General features: G+C 71.8%; 13 protein-coding genes and 1 pseudogene. 4 read left to right on the top strand and 10 right to left on the bottom strand.

All coding sequences use genetic code 11. From position 1 onward, the window contains the following. Nucleotides 1-182 precede the first annotated feature (182 nt). Nucleotides 183-1103: an AEC family transporter gene (locus V6U90_RS18395; protein WP_334437846.1), complete on the top strand. Its 921-nt coding sequence runs from the start codon at nt 183-185 to the stop codon at nt 1101-1103. A 143-nt stretch (nt 1104-1246) separates the two neighbouring features. Here the strand turns inward: V6U90_RS18395 and V6U90_RS18390 are convergent, their stop codons facing one another. The 9 genes from V6U90_RS18390 to V6U90_RS18350 form a co-directional block, all read right to left on the bottom strand. Beyond that, nucleotides 1247-1858, bottom strand: coding sequence for a winged helix-turn-helix domain-containing protein (locus tag V6U90_RS18390; RefSeq protein WP_442933616.1), 612 nt, complete (start codon nt 1856-1858; stop codon nt 1247-1249). 76 nt (nt 1859-1934) lie between these two features. Further along, nucleotides 1935-2447: a rhodanese-like domain-containing protein gene (locus V6U90_RS18385; protein WP_442933615.1), complete on the bottom strand. Its 513-nt coding sequence runs from the start codon at nt 2445-2447 to the stop codon at nt 1935-1937. A gap of 152 nt (nt 2448-2599) precedes the next feature. Beyond that, the gene (locus tag V6U90_RS18380) at nt 2600-3058 is read right to left on the bottom strand and encodes a cysteine dioxygenase (RefSeq protein WP_334437843.1); all 459 of its coding nucleotides are present in this window, start codon (nt 3056-3058) and stop codon (nt 2600-2602) included. 493 nt (nt 3059-3551) lie between these two features. Then, nucleotides 3552-5231, bottom strand: a complete 1680-nt coding sequence (locus tag V6U90_RS18375) for an endo-1,4-beta-xylanase (RefSeq protein WP_334437840.1) — start codon at nt 5229-5231, stop codon at nt 3552-3554. A 408-nt stretch (nt 5232-5639) separates the two neighbouring features. After that, complete coding sequence (locus V6U90_RS18370; RefSeq protein ID WP_334437837.1) at nt 5640-6959, bottom strand: aminotransferase-like domain-containing protein; 1320 nt, start codon at nt 6957-6959, stop codon at nt 5640-5642. Nucleotides 6960-6997: 38 nt separating this feature from the next. Beyond that, on the bottom strand, nt 6998-8140 hold the full coding sequence (locus V6U90_RS18365; RefSeq protein ID WP_334437834.1) for an alpha-hydroxy acid oxidase: 1143 nt from the start codon (nt 8138-8140) through the stop codon (nt 6998-7000). After that, nucleotides 8133-9077, bottom strand: coding sequence for an alpha/beta hydrolase (locus V6U90_RS18360; protein ID WP_334437831.1), 945 nt, complete (start codon nt 9075-9077; stop codon nt 8133-8135). The genes V6U90_RS18365 and V6U90_RS18360 overlap by 8 nt, the downstream gene beginning before the upstream one ends. 15 nt (nt 9078-9092) lie before the next feature. Then, the gene (locus V6U90_RS18355) at nt 9093-10307 is read right to left on the bottom strand and encodes a cytochrome P450 (protein WP_334437828.1); all 1215 of its coding nucleotides are present in this window, start codon (nt 10305-10307) and stop codon (nt 9093-9095) included. Between the two features lie 90 nt (nt 10308-10397). After that, nucleotides 10398-11687, bottom strand: coding sequence for an SGNH/GDSL hydrolase family protein (locus V6U90_RS18350; protein WP_334438014.1), 1290 nt, complete (start codon nt 11685-11687; stop codon nt 10398-10400). Nucleotides 11688-11995: 308 nt separating this feature from the next. On the opposite strand from V6U90_RS18350, the gene V6U90_RS18345 reads away from it, so the two are divergent. The 3 genes from V6U90_RS18345 (at nt 11996) to recD2 (ending at nt 17206) form a co-directional block, all read left to right on the top strand. After that, on the top strand, nt 11996-13570 hold the full coding sequence (locus V6U90_RS18345; RefSeq protein WP_334437826.1) for an AMP-binding protein: 1575 nt from the start codon (nt 11996-11998) through the stop codon (nt 13568-13570). Further along, entirely contained in the window at nt 13567-14904 is a 1338-nt protein-coding gene (locus tag V6U90_RS18340) for an MFS transporter (RefSeq protein WP_334437823.1), read from the top strand. The genes V6U90_RS18345 and V6U90_RS18340 overlap by 4 nt, the downstream gene beginning before the upstream one ends. 67 nt (nt 14905-14971) lie before the next feature. After that, nucleotides 14972-17206 carry an SF1B family DNA helicase RecD2 gene (gene recD2, locus V6U90_RS18335; protein WP_334437821.1) on the top strand — a complete coding sequence of 745 codons (2235 nt, stop codon included), beginning with the start codon at nt 14972-14974 and terminating at the stop codon, nt 17204-17206. Between the two features lie 11 nt (nt 17207-17217). On the opposite strand, the pseudogene V6U90_RS18330 reads toward recD2, so the two are convergent. Beyond that, nucleotides 17218-17479 (bottom strand): annotated as a pseudogene (locus V6U90_RS18330) (helix-turn-helix domain-containing protein); the annotation flags it as partial.

Below are 17479 nucleotides of genomic sequence, written 5' to 3'. Positions count from 1 at the left end.
GCTGATCCGGGTGACTCCCGACGGCCCGAGAGCGCGCACGAATCGATGCTTCCGGTCACCACGACGGGGGTCAAGGGGCAGCTACGTTGCATGAATGTGACAATTGACAAACGGATCGAAGCCGGATGCTCGCTCTGAGTGCCAGATACTGATGATTCAAGCAGAACCGGGAAGCTGACCGGATGCGGGGGGTCTTCGCCAGCTTCACCACGATCTGGATACTGACCGTGGCCGGTTACCTCATCGGCCGGTACGGCCTGCTCGGGCCGCACGGCACGACGGTCACCGCACGGCTGGTCTTCTTCATCGCCGCGCCGGCGCTGCTGTTCACCACGCTGGCCCGGGCCGGTCTGGACCGGATATTCACCCCAGCCCTGGCCACCTTCGTCGTCTCCACCGTGCTGGTGGCCACCGGCTACCTGTTACTGGCCGGCCGGGAGGTGCGCGCGGACCCGGGGCGGGCGACGGTGGGGGCGCTCGGCGCGTCGTACGTCAACGCGGCGAACCTGGGGCTGCCCGTCGCGGCGTACGTCCTCGGTGACGTCTCTCTCGTCGCACCGGTCCTGCTGTTCCAGGTCCTGCTCGCCGCCCCACTGGCCCTGGCGGTGCTGGACCGGGCGTCCGGCCGGTCCGGATCGGCGGGGCGGCTGGTCGCGCTGCCGTTGCGTAACCCGATCATGCTCGGCTGCGCGGCAGGGCTGGCCGTCGCGGTCAGCGGCTGGCAGCCCCCGGTCGAGGTGTTCCGTCCGTTCGAGCTGGTCGGATCGGCAGCCGTGCCCCTGGCTCTGCTCGCCCTCGGCATGTCGCTGCCGGGCAGCCGGCCGCTGGCCCGGGGAGCGGATCTGCGGGAGCGCTGGTTGGCGGTCGGGTTGAAGGTGCTGGGACAGCCGCTGGTGGCGTACGCGGTCGGCCGGTGGGGGTTCGGACTGACCGGCCCGGCCCTGCTCGCCGCGGTGGTCACCGCCGCCCTGCCCACCGCCCAGAACATCTTCGTCTACGCCACCCGGTACGACCGTGGCACCGGACTGGCCCGCGACACGATCGTACTGTCCACAGTGGCCGCAGCGGTGTCACTGACGGTGATCACCCTCTGGCTGGGTTGACCGTCCGGACGGACGGCTACCCGACCCGGATTCCGGCGATGACGCGAAGGCACGGAGGTTACCGGCGGGTGACCGGCAGGTAGCGGCGGCCGGATCACCCGCCTGACGCACCGGGTTGAACGGGACCGGATCTCCCGGTGCGGTCAGCGGGTCGGGTCGACGGTCACCGGCGCGTCGTCGGCGAGCCGGTACCCGACCCCGTGGACGGTGGTGACCAGGGCGAGGTCGGCCCCGATCTTGACGCGTAGCCGGCGTACGTGCACGTCGACGGTGCGTTCCAGGGCGTGCCGGTGACCCCAGACGCTGGTGAGCAGTCTGGACCGGGTGAACACCCGGCGGGGGTTCTCGGCCAGGAAGAGCAGCAGATCGAACTCGCGGCGGGTCAGTGGGAGGACATGCCGGCCCCGGCGGACCACCCGGGACGCCGCCTGGATGAGGACCCGGTCACCACCCGCCGACGGTACGGCCACCGGGTCGGGACCGGTCGGGACGGCGAGGGAGAGCCCGACGCCCGAGCGCGGTACCGGTGACCAGCGGTCGGAACCGGTCACGGTGATCTCACCGGCACCGTCGGAGACCAGTTCGCCGAGGAGATCCAGCAACCGGACCAGCGCCGGGCCGGGGGGTTCGGTGCCCAGCGCGATGTCGATGCTCACGGTCACCTCCGGAGCGTCCGGAGTGGACCGGCGCGGGCCGGTGGACGGACGGGCGGGCTTCGGCGGGTACGGGCGGGACGGGATCGCGATGACGGACATGGGTGTCTCCTTCGCGGTTCGGCGAGGGCGGGACGCGGAAACCGGCGGGTGCTCGTGGCACCACGACCGGCCATGGTCACCGGCGGTCGGGGATCGACCGGCGTTCCGGTTCGGACAGGTGGGACGGAAGGTCGGGCCGGGTGGCGTAGACCCCGGACGGCCCGAGGACGGGCAGACCGGCGAGGGTCCAGGCGGCGAAGCCGCCGATCAGGTCGGTGGCCCGGTACAGACCGATCTGCTGCAACGCGGCGGCCGCGAGCGAGGAGGTGTAACCCTCCTGGCAGAAGATCACCACCGGCAGGTCGTACCGGCCCGCGAGCGGCAGCCGCGCGGCACTGCGCGGGTCGAACCGCCACTCCAGCACGTTGCGCTCGACGATGAGCGCCCCGGGGATGGTGCCGTACGCCGCCCGCTGGGCGGCGGGCCGGATGTCCACCAGCACCGCGCCCGTACGGTGGGCGACGTGGGCCCGTTCCGGGTCGAGCCGGTGCAGTGCGCGGCGGGCCTCGGCCAGGATCTCGTCGATGCCCCGGGATCCGGCCGGGGCCAGGGTCTCCGGACAGCTCCGGCCCGGGTGCGTCAGTTCCACGGAATCACTCCTCCGATCATGTGGTCCGGTCGGGTGCGACCGGTCCAGGGCGGGGTCGGACCGGGTGCGGTCGGACCGGGGTGGGGTCGGACCCAATGCGGTCGGACCGGGTGCGGTCCGGCCGTGCGGCGTCCGGCCGGATGCGGTCCGGCTCACCAGGCGGTACCCGCCTCGGCCACCTCGGCGGCCCGCAGCCGGCCCGCGTCAAGGTGGTAGCGGGTCATCCGGCGCAACGCGGGCCGGTAGACGTGGACGCTGACGGCAGGGATGGTCCCGAGGTTGGTCACCTGATGGACGTGCCGGGGGCCGAACCGGCGCCCGGTGCCGGCGGACAGCCTCGTCGGGCGCAGCCGGCCCCGGTCCACCGTCTCCTCGGTCAACTCCCCCGCGACGACCAGGAAGGCACCCGCGCAGCCGCCATGGTCGTGCAGGTCCGTGCCCTGGCCCGGTAGCCAGCTGAGGAGCCAGACCTCGTGCCCGGGTCCGGTGGCGAGCCGGGCGTACCACCGGTCGACCGGGTCGAAGTGGACGCCGGTGGGCCAGGTGGCCGGGGTGGCGTGCTGCCGGGCGATGGCGAGCAGGTCGTCCGCCGGCTGTCGAATGGTGATCATGTCGGTTCTTTCCTGTCGGTCCGTCCCGACCAGGATAGACGCTATAACCTATAGGCTTAGTAGGTATTCCCAGAATCCGGGAGACCGCGATCGGCCTCGGAGCCCGGGTCGAGGTCAAAGTCGGGGTCGACCACTGGACGAGCGAATCTTGTTTCATGAATCTGGAGCGCAACATCCGAGGGGAGCACCCACCCACCGGACGTGCCACCATCAGCACGGGCCGCCGCGCCGGCGGTCCGAGGGTGCGCCGGCGGCCTCCGTCGCCCTGCCAGAGCCAGAGCATCACACCGAAGGCCAGCCCGGCGGCGATTCGCCGGACCAGACGACGGTCGGGGCCACCCAGGTCCACCACGGTACGGACACGGGCGCCGTGCGCTCCCTTCGACCGCCCGACGGGAAGCCGTCGGGCGGTGGCCGAAGGTCTCCTACGCGGGCTAACCGGCAGATACGCCAGTGGGTTCCCGGCCGCCGGGCCGGGAACCCACTGCGACGGTCAGCCCAGGGTGCAGGCCGCGCCGTTGAGGCTGAACGCGGTCGGCGCGGGGTTGCTGCCGCTGTGCGAGCCGTTGAAGCCGAGGCTCACCGAGCCGCCCGGCGCGACCTGACCGTTCCAGGTCTCGTTGCGCAGGGTCACCTGGCTACCGGACTGGGTGTAGGTGGAACTCCACGACTGGGTGACGGTCTGACCGGCGGAGAAGGCGAAGGCGAGCGCCCAGCCGTTCACCGCGCTGGTACCGGTGTTGGTGACCGTCACGTTCGCGGTGAACCCGTTGTTCCACTGGTTGGCGACGGTGTAGCCGACCCGGCAGGCACCGCCGCCGGTGTCGTTGCCGGTGGTGGCCGTGACCGTCGGCGAGGCGGCCGAAACGTTGCCGGCGGCGTCCCGGGCCACCACGTAGAACGTGTAGGCGGTGGCGGCGGCCAGACCGGTGACCGTCGCCGAGGTGCCGGACGGGCTGGCCACCGCGACGTCGGTCGCCCCGTTCTCGCGGTAGACGGTGTAGCCGGTGACACCGACGTTGTCGGTGGCCGCCGACCAGGACAGCGCGACGCTGCTGCTGGTGACCGTACCCACGACCGGTCGACCCGGGGCGGTCGGCGCGGTGGTGTCACCGCCGCCCCCGCCGAGCGCCTCGGTCAGCGCGGCGTACGCGGGCTTCGCCTGGTAGTTCTCGTCCCACACCAGAGCCGCACCCTGACCGGGGAAGACGTCCGGGATCCAGGAGTAGCGGTCGGTGATGCCCCAGATGGTGACGCCCTGGCAGCGGGGGAGGTTGAGGCAGATCTGCATGACCTTCTTGTAGTCGGCGGCCTGCTGGGCGAGCTTGGCCGCGTCGGCCGGCAGTTGCATCCGGATGTCCAGCTCGGTGACCCGCACGTCGACCCCGAGGTCGATGAAGCGCTGGAGGTTGGCCTGCATGTCACCGGGGACCTGGCCGACGATCAGGTGGGCCTGGAAGCCCACGCAGTCGATCGGTACGCCCTGCGTCTTGAGGCTCCGGACCAGGTTGTACAGCCCGGTGCTCTTCGCGTTGACCCCTTCGATGCTGTAGTCGTTGATGCAGAGCCTGGCGTTCGGGTCGGCGGCCCGGGCGGTCCGGAGCGCCTCGGCGATGTAGCCGTCCCCGAGCTTCTGTTGGAACACCGAGTTGCTCCGCCGGGAGCCGTCGCCGTTGTCGGAGAACGCCTCGTTGACCACGTCCCAGGACGTGACCTTGCCCTTGTAGCGGGTGACCACGGTGGTGATGTGGTTGTTCATGGCCGACCGGAGCTGGTCGGCGCTGAGATTGCCGACCCAGCCGGGCAGCTGGCTGTGCCAGACCAGGGTGTGGCCGTAGAGCTCCTTGCCGGTGCTGGCGGCGTAGGTGGCCACCGTGTCGGCGTCGGTCCAGCGGAACTGGCCCTGGGTGGGCTCGGTCGCGTCCCACTTCATCGCGTTCTCCGCGACGACCAGGTTGAACTCGTTGTCGGCGATGGTCTTGTAGGCGGCCTCACTCATCCGGTTCGGGGCCAGGGCGAAGCCGATGTCCTTGCCCTTGGCGGTGGCCAGACCGGCCAGGGTGGTGGCGGCCGTCGCCGGTGCGGCCACCGCCAGGCTGCCGGCGACCAGCGCGGCGACCGCCAGGCCGGCGAGGACGGCATGCCTGCGCCGGTGCGGGGATCCGGGGACCATGGTGACGCTCCTTCCAGCCGGCCAACGCGGCCGGCAGGTGGTGGGGGTGGGTCGACCGGTGCCGGGAGGGGACGGGCGCACAGTCAACCTTCGATGGAAGCGCTCCCAGTATGCCATTACCGAAACCAGTGGCAAGAATTCTCGGAAAAGATTTCGGTCCGCTATCGGCCCCACCATCGACGCCCGCCGCCGGCACCCACCGCGTGACCCCAGAGGTACGACAGACCGGCCACCGCCGCCCGCCGGCCGGACCGCCGACGACGTGGGCCGGACCGCCGACGACGTGGGCCGGGCCGGCAGGCACCGCCCGCCGCGCACGCGGCAGCCACTACACCGGCGGCCTCCCCGCGCTACGGTCGGACACCGATAGTTTCGGTGCCCGGTGCACCCTGGCCACCGGCAGCCCGGTCAGGCGGATCCGGGACGGCGGGCCGCCGGGGGACGCTCCAGTGCGTCGCGGATCAACGCCGCCAGCCGGTCCAGCCCGGCGTCGATCTGGTCGGCGGTCACCGCACTGATCGACAGCCGCAGCGCGTCGACCGGGGTACTCCCGTCGTAGAAGTGGTGCATCGGGGTCCAGAGCACCCCGTACCGGCGGGCCGACCGTTCCAGCAGGACGTCGTCGACCGGGAACGGCACGGTCACCACCATGAAGAAGCCACCGGCCGGCACGTTCCAGTCGATGACCCGGCGCCCGTCGGCGAAGCGGGGGAACCGGGCCGCAAGGCCCGCGTCGAGCAGGCGCAGGTTCCGGGCGTACGCGGCCCGCTCCCGCTGGTTGGCCGCCAACAGGCTGCACCCGTGCGCCAGCAGTCGGCCACCGACGACAGCCTGGGCGATCGCCGACGTGTTCACCGTGACCATGCTCTTGATCTTGGCCAGCTCGTCGGCGAACAGGCTCACCGTCCCGCCCGGACCGGTCACCCGCTGGTCGGCGACCAGGTAACCGACCCGCGCACCGGGCAGGGCGGTCTTGGCGAACGAACCGAGGTAGACCACCTGTGCCCGCTCGTCGAGCGCCTTGAGCGTCGGCACCCGGACCGCCCCGTCGGCCGGGAAGAGGCCGTACGGGTTGTCCTCCAGCAGCAGCAGGTCCTCCGCCGCCGCCACGTCGAGCAGCCGGCGCCGGGCGGCCAGGTCCAGGCTGAGCCCGGAGGGGTTCGCGAAGTCCGGCATGACGTAACAGGCCCGGGGGCGCAGCCCGGCGGCCCGGGCCCGGTGGATCTGCGCGACGAGATCGGCCAGGTCCACCCCGTCCGGTCCGGTCGCCACCGGCAGCACCGGGAGGTCCACCAGCCGGGCCGCCCCGGTCAGGCCGACATAGGTCGGGCTGACCGCGAGCAGCACGTCCCGGTCGTCGGCCCGCAGTGCCCGCAGCACCAGGAACATCGCCTCCTGGCAGCCCACGGTCACCACGATCGACTCCGGGTCGACGGTGATCTGCTCGTCCACCGCGAGATTGCGGGCCACCAGATGGTGGATGATCCCCTTGGTCCGCCCGTACTGGAACAGGGTGCGGGTCACCCGCTGCTGGTCGTACCCGAGGTCGTCGCGCAGGTGCGCGGTGAACCGGTCAAGGTACCCGGCGAGCTGCGCGACGTCGAAGAACTCCTCGTACGGCCGCCCGGCGGCGAACGAGATCGCATCCGGATAGTGCTGGGCGATCTCGTTGAGGAAGTTCATCGAGTTGAGCGAGGGGTCGGCGAGGGCCGGATGCAGACCGGTCATGCCCGGCTCAACGGTTTCCGGCAGTGGTGGGGCATCGGTCACCGGCTCTCTCCGATCGTCAGCGCGCGCAGGTCCCGGGCCGCCGCGACGTCCGGGCAGCCGGCCAGGGTCAGCGCGTCGGACAACTCGACCCGCAGCAGGTCGAACGCGCGCCGCGCACCCCGCTCACCCCCGGCGGCCAGCGACCAGAGCAGCGGCCGGCCGATCAGCACGCCGGCCGCCCCGACGGCCAGTGCCCGCAGCACGTCGGTGCCGCTGGACACCCCACTGTCCAGCAGCACCTGGGCCCGACCGGCCACCGCGTCGACCACGGCTGGCAGCGCCACGATGCTCGGCGGCGCCCCGTCGAACTGGCGACCACCGTGGTTGGAGACCACCACCGCGTCGGCCCCGGCCTCCACCGCCAGCGCCGCGTCGCGGGGGTCGAGCAGTCCCTTCACCACCAGCGGCAGGTCGCTCTGCCCCCGCAGCCACTCGATGTCCTGCCAGGTCAGGGCGGGGGCGAAGACGTCTGCGGTATGCGCGGCAACCGCCGAGACACCGGCCGTGGCCAGGTGCGCCCGGTCGTCCGGACCGGCGGCGAGACCCGCGGCCCGGTCCGGGGTCAGGTTCGCCGCGACCACCGTCTCCGGCAGGGTGAAGGCGTTGCGCACGTCGCGCAGCCGGCGGGCCATCAGCGGTACGTCCACCGTGACCATCAGGGCGGTCGCGCCGGCGGCCTCGGCCCGGGCCAGCAACGCCCGGACCAGCGACCGGTCCCGCAGCCAGTAGAGCTGGAACCACAGCGGCCCGGCGACCGCCGCGATCTCCTCGATCGGGTAGCTGCTCAGGGTGCTGGCGATGAACGGCACCCCGGCCGCGCCGGACGCCCGGGCCAGCGCGAGTTCCCCGTCCGGGTGCACCAGGCGCTGGTACGCCATCGGCGCCGCCGCGACCGGCAGCGCCGCCATCCCACCGGGCAGGTGCGCGGACAGGCCAGGATCGGCCGTGCCGGTGAGCACCCGGGGCAGCACGGCCACCCGGTCCAGCGACGCCCGGTTCCCGGTCAGGGTCGTCTCCGCCCCGCTCCCCCCGGCGACGAAGTCGTACACCTCAGGCGGGAGCACCCGGCGGGCCAGCGCCGCGAAGTCCGCCAGGCAGACGGCGGTGTCGCAGTCCACGGGTACGCCGGGGTCAGCCATCACGGCGCTCGAACCGGTTCCGCAGCCAGTCGGCCACCTGGGCGACCGCCCGCGCCCCGCCGTCCAGGACGCCCGACATGGCGAAGAAGCCGTGGATCATGCCGTCGTACCGGGTCAGCTCGGTCGGTACGCCCGCCCCGGCCAGCCGCTGCGCGTACTGCTCCCCCTCGTCGCGCAACGGGTCGTACTCGGCGGTGATGACCAGCGCCGGGGGCAGCCCGGTCAGCTCCCCGGCCAGCAGCGGCGAGGCCAGCGGGTTCCGTCCGTCGGCCGGGTCGGCCAGGTAGTGACCCCAGTACCAGTCGACGGAGTGCCGGTTGAACAGCCACGGATCGGCGTCGGCCTGCATCGAGGGGGTCTCGGCGCCGTACCGGGTGTTCGGGTAGACCATGACCTGCCCGGCCAGCGCCGGACCACCCCGCTCCCGGGCCAGCAGCGCGACGGCGGCGGTCAGGTTGCCGCCGGCGCTGTCCCCGGCGACCGCGATCCGGTCCGGGTCGACGCCGAGTTCCCCGGCGTTCGCGGCGACCCACTCGGCCGCCGCGTAGCAGTCGTACACCGCGGCCGGGAACGTGTGCTCGGGCGCGAGCCGGTAGCCGACGGTGACCACGGTGCAGGGCACCGCGTTGGCCAGCCGGCGGCAGATCCCGTCGGCGGTGTCGATGCTGCCCAGGGTCCAGCCACCGCCGAAGAAGTAGACCAGCGCCGGCTGCGGGTCGGCACCGGCCGGCCGGTAGATGCGGACCGGGAGGTCCCCGTCCGGGCCGGGCAGGGTCCGGTCGACCACCTGGTACACCGGTTCGCCGGCACCGGCGGCGGCCCGGATCGCGGCGAGGTCGGCGGCCCGGGCGTCGGCCAGCGACTGGGTGTAGAGCGGCTTGACACCGGCCAGCTTGCGGCTGGTGCGGTAGCGGGCGACCTGCGGGTCGAGAGGCACGGTAATCAGCTCCGATCAGCCGGTGGTGACGGGCAGGACGTCGATGCCGCGGAGGAAGAGGCTTCCGGTGTACACCGGCGGGCCGGCGACCGCCAGCCCCGGGAAGCGGGCGAAGAGCCGGGGCAGGGCGATCCGTCCCTCGATCCGGGAGACCGCCGCGCCGAGGCAGAAGTGGGCGCCGGCGCCGAAGGCCAGCGACGCCGGGCCCCGGCGTGCCGGGTCGAACCGGTCCGGCTCGGGGAACCTGGCCGGGTCCCGGTTGGCGGCGCCGACCATCAGCAGCACCACCTGGTCCCGGCCGACCGGTACGCCGGCCAACTCGGTGTCCCGGGGCGCCTGCCGGGTGAGGAACTGCACCGGGCTCTCGCAGCGCAGGATCTCGTGACAGCAGTCGAGGGCCAGGTCCTGGTCGCCGGGGAGTTTGGCCACCACGTCCGGCTGTGCCAGCAGCAGCGGCAGGCCGCTGCCGAGCAGGTAGATGGTGGTGACGAAGCTGGCGTTGAAGAGCACGATCAAGTTGCTGATCAGCTCCTGCTCGGTGATGCCGGCCGCACCGGCGTCGACTGCGGCGACCAGGCTGCTGATCAGGTCCTCACCGGGCGCCCTGCGCCGGTGGGCGATCAGGTCGGTGTAGTACCCCCGCAGCTCGCTGGCCGCGTCGTCGGCGGCCCGGATCAGCTCCGGGGTCTTGCCGGAGACGTCCAGGAAGTCGTCGATGCGCTTGACCCGGGCCCGGTACCACTCCAGGTCCGTTTCCGGGATTCCGATGAACTCGGCCATCACCAGGGCCGGCATCGGGTACGCGAACTCCGCGACGTAGTCGAAGCTCGCCCCGCCGGCCCCCTGCTCGGCCATCCGGTCGAGCAGTTGTTCCGTCACCCGGACCACCACGGGTTCGAGGGCGTCGAGCCGGCGGGGGGTGAACACCCGGGCGAAGACCTGCCGCATCCGGCCGTGGGTGGGCGGGTTGGTGAACATCATCGAGGTCTCGAAGGTGTTCAGGATCGGATGTTCACCCTCGCTCGGCAGGGTGTTCTTGAACCACTCCGGGTCGCGTAGCACCTGGTCGACCACGTCGTAGCCACAGGCGATCGCGACCGGCGCCCCGACCTGCTGCCGGGGTGGCAGTGCCGACACCGGGCCGAGCCGGTGCAGGGCCGCATAGTGCGGGTACGGGTCCCTACGCCCATCGGAGCTGTAGAGACCGGCCAGTACAGAGGTTATGTCCACCGCGTTGTCCTCCCCAGAACTCGCGCCGGGAGCGGCGGGGGTACTCCCCCGCCGCTCCCGGCTCTCCCATCGCTTGGCGCAACCTGGTGACTACAGGTCGAGCATCCTCAGCGGCACCGCGTCGGCCATCGCCTGGTTACCGGCGTCGTTCGGGTGGATGTGGTCCCCCGAGTCGAATTCCGGCTTCAGCCGGCTCGGCCGCTCCGGGTCCCGCAGCACCAGGTCGAAGTCGATCAGGCCGTCGAACTCGGCGGCGTTGTTGCGCAGCCACGCGTTGACCGCCTGACGGGTCGCCTCCTTCTCCGGCGTCCAGACCCCCGGGTTGCCGTGCCCCTCGTATGGGGCCAGGGTGCTGACCAGGCTGGTCAGGCCGCGCTGCTTCACCTGCTGGTTGATCTGCCGCAGGCTGGCGATGATCGCCTCGGCGGAGTCCCCGGTCATCCAGATGTCGTTGATGCCGATGTGGGTGATGACGGTACGCGCACCGGTCTGGGCGAGGACGTCCTCGTTCAACCGGGCGAGCGCGTTCGGGCCGAGCTGGTGGTAGCCGGGGAAGCCCCCGGCGCCCGGCTCGGGGCCCTCGTGGTTGAGCCGGTTACCGGCGAGACTCGCGTTGAGCACGCCGGGGGTACGCACGTCCGGCCGGTCGTCGATCAGCCGGTCGGCGAGCAGGTCCGGCCAGCGCCGGTTGGCGTTGACCGTGCTGCCGTTGCTGTCGCCCATCGAGTCGCTGAACACCACGACCGAACCCGGGTTGTGCCGGCGCTCCACGTCCACACCGGACAGGAAGAACCAGCAGCAGTTCGGGCGGATGGTGAACCCGGCACCGTCGGCGGCGGTGGTCAGGTCGGTGGCGCCGATGAAGTTGGTCTGCTGCGACTGGCCGTGGAACGTCGTCGGGCCGGTCGCGGTGGGGAAGTAGAGCGTGACGACCAGGTCCTGCTGGTCGCCGATCGGCAGGTTGACCGGGTCGCTGAGCAGCTCACCGCCGCGCGCCATGTTCGCCGACGACACGCCGTTGAAGGTCAGCTCCCGGACGCTGGCCGGGTCGATGTCGGACACGTCGTCCGGGGTGGCGGTGTTCGGCAGGGCGACGGTGGCCTTGCCGACCTTCACCGCCTGCTCACCGAAGATGTTGGACAGTCGGATGCGCAGCCGGTCGCCACCCAGCGAGGTGTGCACGACCATCCGCACGCTCTGGTTGTTGAAGCCGGTGTTGGTCAGGCCGGTGGAGTTACCTCGGGTCACCGCCGCTGCCCAGCTACCGGCCCAGGTCCCCTTCGGCCGGATGTACCGCTCGGCCTCGGCCTCGGCCGTCGGGCCGGCGCTCGCGACGACCGCGGGGGTGCCCGCGATCGTCAGCGTCGCGACGGCCGCCACGACCTGCCATCGTTTCGGGGTCGACATTGAACCTCCATGATGTCCCAGCCCAGGGCCGCCCACTGACGGCACCGCTGGATGATGGTCATGAAACGTAACCGGGCCTCCAACAGGCGTCAATCGACCGGACCGTCATGATCAATTAATCGCCGGACAGGTCGGCGCACCGTTTGGCTCTGGCCCCGGTCTCCCACAGGCGAATAGGCTCTGACCCCGCGGCGGGACGGCCGCCGATCCGGCGTGCCAGCGAGTCGAGTGCCGGGGCGGTCCCGGACGACCGCCGCCGCGACGCCGATGGGAGCTGCCGCATGGCTGTCGGGCCCGAGCACCGACCGAACTACGTACACACCGCACTGGAGCGCTTCGCCTCCTTCGGGGACCGGGAGGCCCTGGTGGGCGGTGGCCGCCGGCTGACCTATCCGCAGGCCGCCGACCAGGTACGGGCGATGGCCACGACCCTGGTCCGGCACGGCGTGGCACCGGGCAGCGCGGTGCTGGTCATGGTGGCCAACGCGGTCGAGGGTCCGTTGCTCCAGCTGGCATTGCACCTGCTGGGCTGCCGTTCGATGTGGATCGCCCCGGTCACCGCCCGGCGGGAGATCGACGAGTTCGTCCGGCTCGCCGCGCCGGACGTGTTCGTCTACGACGCCCGCGCGGCCGACAGCCTGGGTGCGCAGCTACACGCCGACCTGCCGGAGGTACCCGTGTTCTGCCTCGGTCCCGGCGGCGCCGGACCGGACCTGACCGCAGCCGGCGACGCGGACCCTACGACACTCCCGGTCGACGTGCCGGAGCCGGAGTCGTTCCTACAGACCAGCGGCACCACCGGTACCCCGAAACTGGTGCACCACCGGCAGGGCTTCTACGCCCAGATCCTGACCCTGGCGCAGAATTTCATCGACGCCGGAATGCCGGTGCTGCGGCACCTTTCCCATTCACCGATGTGGCTGGCCAGTGGTCAGATCACCACACTGTTCAACCTGTTCACCGGCGGTGTGCTGGTCCTGCGCGACGACTGGGACCCGGTACGGTTCATCGAGACCGTCGAGCAGGAGCAGATCAATTCCACCTTCGTCACCCCGCCGATGCTCTACGAGGTGCTCGATCATCCGGCACTCGACGGTGCGGACTTCTCCCGCATGTTCATGTTCAACGTCGGCGCCGGGCCGGCGGCACCCGCCCGGTTACGGCAGGCCATCGACCGGTTCGGACCGGTGCTGCGGATCGTCTACGGGCTCAGCGAGGCGGTGGTGATCTGCGCCCAGCCACAGCTGACGTACGACCCGGAGCACCCCGAGCGGCTGCGTTCCTGCGGCCGACCGTACGGCGATGTGCAGGTCGAGGTCCGTGGACCGGACGGCACGGTGCTCGACCCCGGGGTGGACGGTGAGGTCTGGGTACGCACCCGGCTCAGTTTCTCCGGCTACTACGGGCAACCGGAGCTGACCGCCGAGACCATCGTCGACGGCTGGGTCCGCACCCGCGACGTCGGTCACCTCGACGCCGACGGTTACCTCTACCTGGTCGACCGGGTGCACGACATGATCGTCACGCACCGGCGGAACTGGGCCATCTTCTGCCGGCCGATCGAGGACGCCATCGCCGCCCATCCCGAGGTTCGCGCCGCCGCGGTGATCGGGGTACCGAGCGACACCGTCGGCGAGGTGCCGCACGCGTACGTGGTGACCGCCCCGGGCGCCACGGCGACCGCAGACGAGCTGATCGACCTGGTCGCCTCGACCCTCAACGAGATGTGGGCACCGGCGTCGGTGGAGTTCATCGACCGGCTGCCGCTGAACCGGTCGGCCAAGGTGGACAAGCGGGCGCTGCGCGACCGGTACGCCGTTGACCACCCGGCCGTACCGATCGGCAGCGCCACGTGACGCCGCGCGGACGGCTGGCCACGCTGGTCGGCGCGGACATCATCTCCACCCTGGGCACCCGGGTCTCCATCGTGGCGATCCCGTGGCTGGTGCTGGAGACCACCGGCAGCCCGACCCGGATGGGCATCGTCGCGGCGGCCGAAACGGTGCCGTACATCCTCTCCAGCGCGCTGGCCGCGCCACTGGCCGACCGGGTCGGCCTGCGCCGGACCTCGGTGGTGGCGGACGCGGGCAGCGCACTGGTGATGGCCGCGGTGGCGCTCGCCCCGCAGCTCGGCTTCACCGCGCTGGTACTGCTGGTCGCGGTGGCCGGCGGGCTGCGCGGCATCGGTGACCGGGTCAAGCACGTCATGCTGCGTCCGGTCGCCGAGTCGGCCGGGGTACGGCTGATCCGGTTGACCTCCGCCTACGACGGGCTGAGCCGGGGCGCCACCCTGCTCGGCGCGGCCCTGGCCGGACTGCTGGTGCTCTGGTTCGGCAGCACCGGCGCGATCGTGATCGACGCGGTCAGCTTCGCGGTCTGCGCACTGCTGATCGCTGTGTTCGTCCGGCTACCCGCCCCGGCCGCACCCGCACCCGCGACGGCGACCGCGACCGGGACGGCAACGGCGACGGCGACGGAGGCACCCGGGACGGCGACGGACGACAGCGCGACGGCGGGAACGGACGACGGGCCGGCGAAGGCGCCCCGGGAGAGCTACCTCGACGCCCTGCGGGGCGGGTTCCGCTATCTGCGCGGGGACAACGTCCTGTTGACCATGCTGCTGGTGATCTTCGGGCTGAACATGGTGGCGAACGCGAGTGTCGCCGTCTTCATCCCGCTCTGGGTCGCCGAGGTGCTCGGTTCCCCGGCCGGTCTCGGTCTGGTGCTCGGCGCGTTCGCCGCCGGGGGCCTGGTCGGCAACCTGCTCTTCACCTGGCTCGCGCCCCGGCTGCCGCGCTACCTGACCTTCGTCGCGGGTGCGGCGATCAGCGGTACCCCGCGCCTGCTGGCCCTGGCCCTCAGTGACGAACTGGTCATCGTCCTGGTCGTCACCTTCGTGTCCGCGCTCGGGATCGCGGCGGTGAACCCGCTGCTCGGAGTCGCCCTCTACGAGCGGGTCCCGGACGCGTTGCAGACCCGGGTGATCGGCATCGCCGGTGCGGTCGGCTTCACCGGGTTGCCGATCGGGGCGCTGCTCGGCGGTTGGCTGACCACCGCGTTCGGACTGACCACGGCGCTGCTGGTGTTCGTCGCCGTGTGCCTGGTCTTCACCGCGCTGCCGCTGTTGCGGGGCCGGCCCGACGACCGCTCCCCCGAGGTGGCCCCGACCCCGGCGCCCGCGCTGCGCTGATGCGGGGCTGGCCGTCCCGGGCGGGTCGCCTTTCCCCGCCGCGGACCGGGTTGCCATGATTCACCCGGTGAGCACCACCTCCGTCACCTCCAGCCCGTCCCGCCCGCCCGGCACCGTGCTGGAGGCGGTCCTGGAGCGGATAACCTACGCCAACGAGGAGACCGGCTACACCATCGCCCGGGTGGCCACCCGGCGCAGCAGTGACGACCTGCTGACCGTGGTCGGCGCGCTGCTCGGCGTGCAGCCCGGAGAGAGCCTGCGACTGGTCGGTCGGTGGGGATCGCACCCGAAGTACGGACGGCAGTTCGAGGTGCACTCGTACACGACCGTGCTGCCGGCGACGGTGCAGGGCATCGAGCGCTACCTCGGTTCCGGGCTGATCAAGGGGGTCGGCCCGAAGACCGCGGCCCGGATCGTGGAAACCTTCGGCGTGGACACCCTGCGGGTCATCGAGGAGGAACCCGGCCGGCTGACCGAGGTGCACGGCCTGGGCAAGAAACGCAGCGCAGCGATCGGCGCGGCCTGGGAGGAACAGAAGGCGATCAAGGAGGTGATGGTCTTCCTCCAGGGCGTCGGGGTCTCCACCTCGCTGGCGGTCCGCATCTACAAGAAGTACGGCGACTCGTCGATCTCGGTGGTGCGCAACGAGCCGTACCGGCTGGCCGCCGACGTCTGGGGCATCGGCTTCAAGACCGCCGACACCATCGCGCAGGCCGTGGGCATCCCGCACGACAGCCCGCAACGGGTCCGGGCCGGCATCCAGTACACCCTCTCCGAGGCCGCCGACGGCGGACACTGCTACCTGCCGGAACCGAACCTGCTCACCGACGCGGCCACCATCCTCGGCGTACCCGCCGAACTGGTCCGGGACTGCCTGACCGGACTCGCCGCCGAGGAGGGGGTGGTCCGGGAAGCGGTCCCGAACCCGACCAGCGAGGGCGGCACCATCCCGGCGGTCTACCTGGTCCCCTTCCACCGGGCGGAGCAGTCGCTGGCCGGCGGCCTGCTGCGGCTGTCCCGGACCAGCGCGGACCGGATGCCCGCGTTCGCCGACGTGGACTGGGCACGGGCGCTGGCCTGGCTGCGTGCCCGCACCGGCGCCGAACTCGCCGACGAGCAGGAGCAGGCGGTCCGGCTGGCGCTGACCGAGAAGGTCGCCGTGCTGACCGGTGGGCCGGGCTGCGGCAAGTCGTTCACCGTGAAGTCGATCATCGAGCTGGCCGCGGCCAAGAAGGCGAAGATCGTGCTGGCCGCGCCGACCGGCCGGGCCGCCAAGCGGATGACCGAGCTGACCGGCCATCCGGCCGCCACCGTGCACCGGCTGTTGCAGCTACGCCCCGGCGGCGACCCGACCCACGACCGGGACAACCCGATCGACGCCGACCTGATCGTGGTCGACGAGTCGTCGATGCTGGACCTGATCCTGGCGAACAAGCTGGTCAAGGCGGTACCCACCGGTGCACACCTGCTGCTGGTCGGCGATGTCGACCAGTTGCCCTCGGTGGGCGCGGGTGAGGTGCTGCGGGACATCCTGGCCGCCGACACCATCCCCCGGGTCCGGCTGACCCGGATCTTCCGGCAGGCCCAGCAGTCCGGCGTGGTGGTCAACGCGCACCGGATCAACGCCGGCCAGCCGCCGACGCTCGGCGAGTACCCGGACTTCTTCCTGTTCCCCAGCGACGAACCGGAGAGCACCGCCGAGCAGGTGGTGGAGATCGTGTCCCGGCGGATCCCCCGCCGGTTCGGGCTGCACCCGCGCGACATCCAGGTGCTCACGCCGATGCACCGGGGTCCGGCCGGCTCGGCGAACCTGAACGTCACCCTCCAGCAGGCGCTCGCCCCGCACCGGGAGGGTATGCCCGAACGGCGGCACGGCGCCCGGGTGTTCCGGGTCGGCGACAAGGTCATCCAGATCCGCAACAACTACGACAAGGGCACCACCGGTGTCTTCAACGGCACGGTCGGGGTGGTCACCGCACTCGACCCGGACGAGCAGCGGCTCACCGTCCGCACCGACGAGGACGAGGAGGTGGGGTACGACTTCGACGAGCTGGACGAGTTGCAGCACGCGTACGCCATCACGGTGCACCGCTCGCAGGGGAGCGAGTACCCGGCCGTGGTCATTCCGGTGACGATGGGGTCGTACACGATGTTGCAACGCAACCTGCTCTACACGGCGGTGACCCGGGCCCGGAAGCTGGTCGTGCTGGCTGGCAGCCGCAAGGCGATCGCGATCGCGGTCCGTACCGCCGGCACCGGCCGCCGGCACACCGCGCTGACCCACCGGCTCTCCCGCACCTGAGGTGCTCCTGCTCAGCCCAGGCCGAGGGTGGTGGCGAGTGGGATGACCGTCGCCGGGGCGTGCGGGTCACGGGCGACCTGGGCGAGTACCTCCCGTGCTGTGGGGCGGTGGCGGATCTCGGCCGGTCCGGTCCGCTCGGCGTCGATGAGGAGGCGGCCGGCGTTGGCCGGGTCGCCGGTCAGCAGGTACGCCCGGGCCGCGTCGACCAGATGCGCGGCGCGGTGCTCGGCGGCAAGCCACCGCCAGCCGTCCCGCCCGATCGCCTTCTCGTGC

It is taken from the genome of Micromonospora sp. CPCC 206060, assembly GCF_036906895.1.
Classification (GTDB): Bacteria; Actinomycetota; Actinomycetes; order Mycobacteriales; family Micromonosporaceae; genus Micromonospora.
Note: the sequence above shows the minus strand (reverse complement) of the source record. Positions and strands in the feature narration are given on the sequence as shown.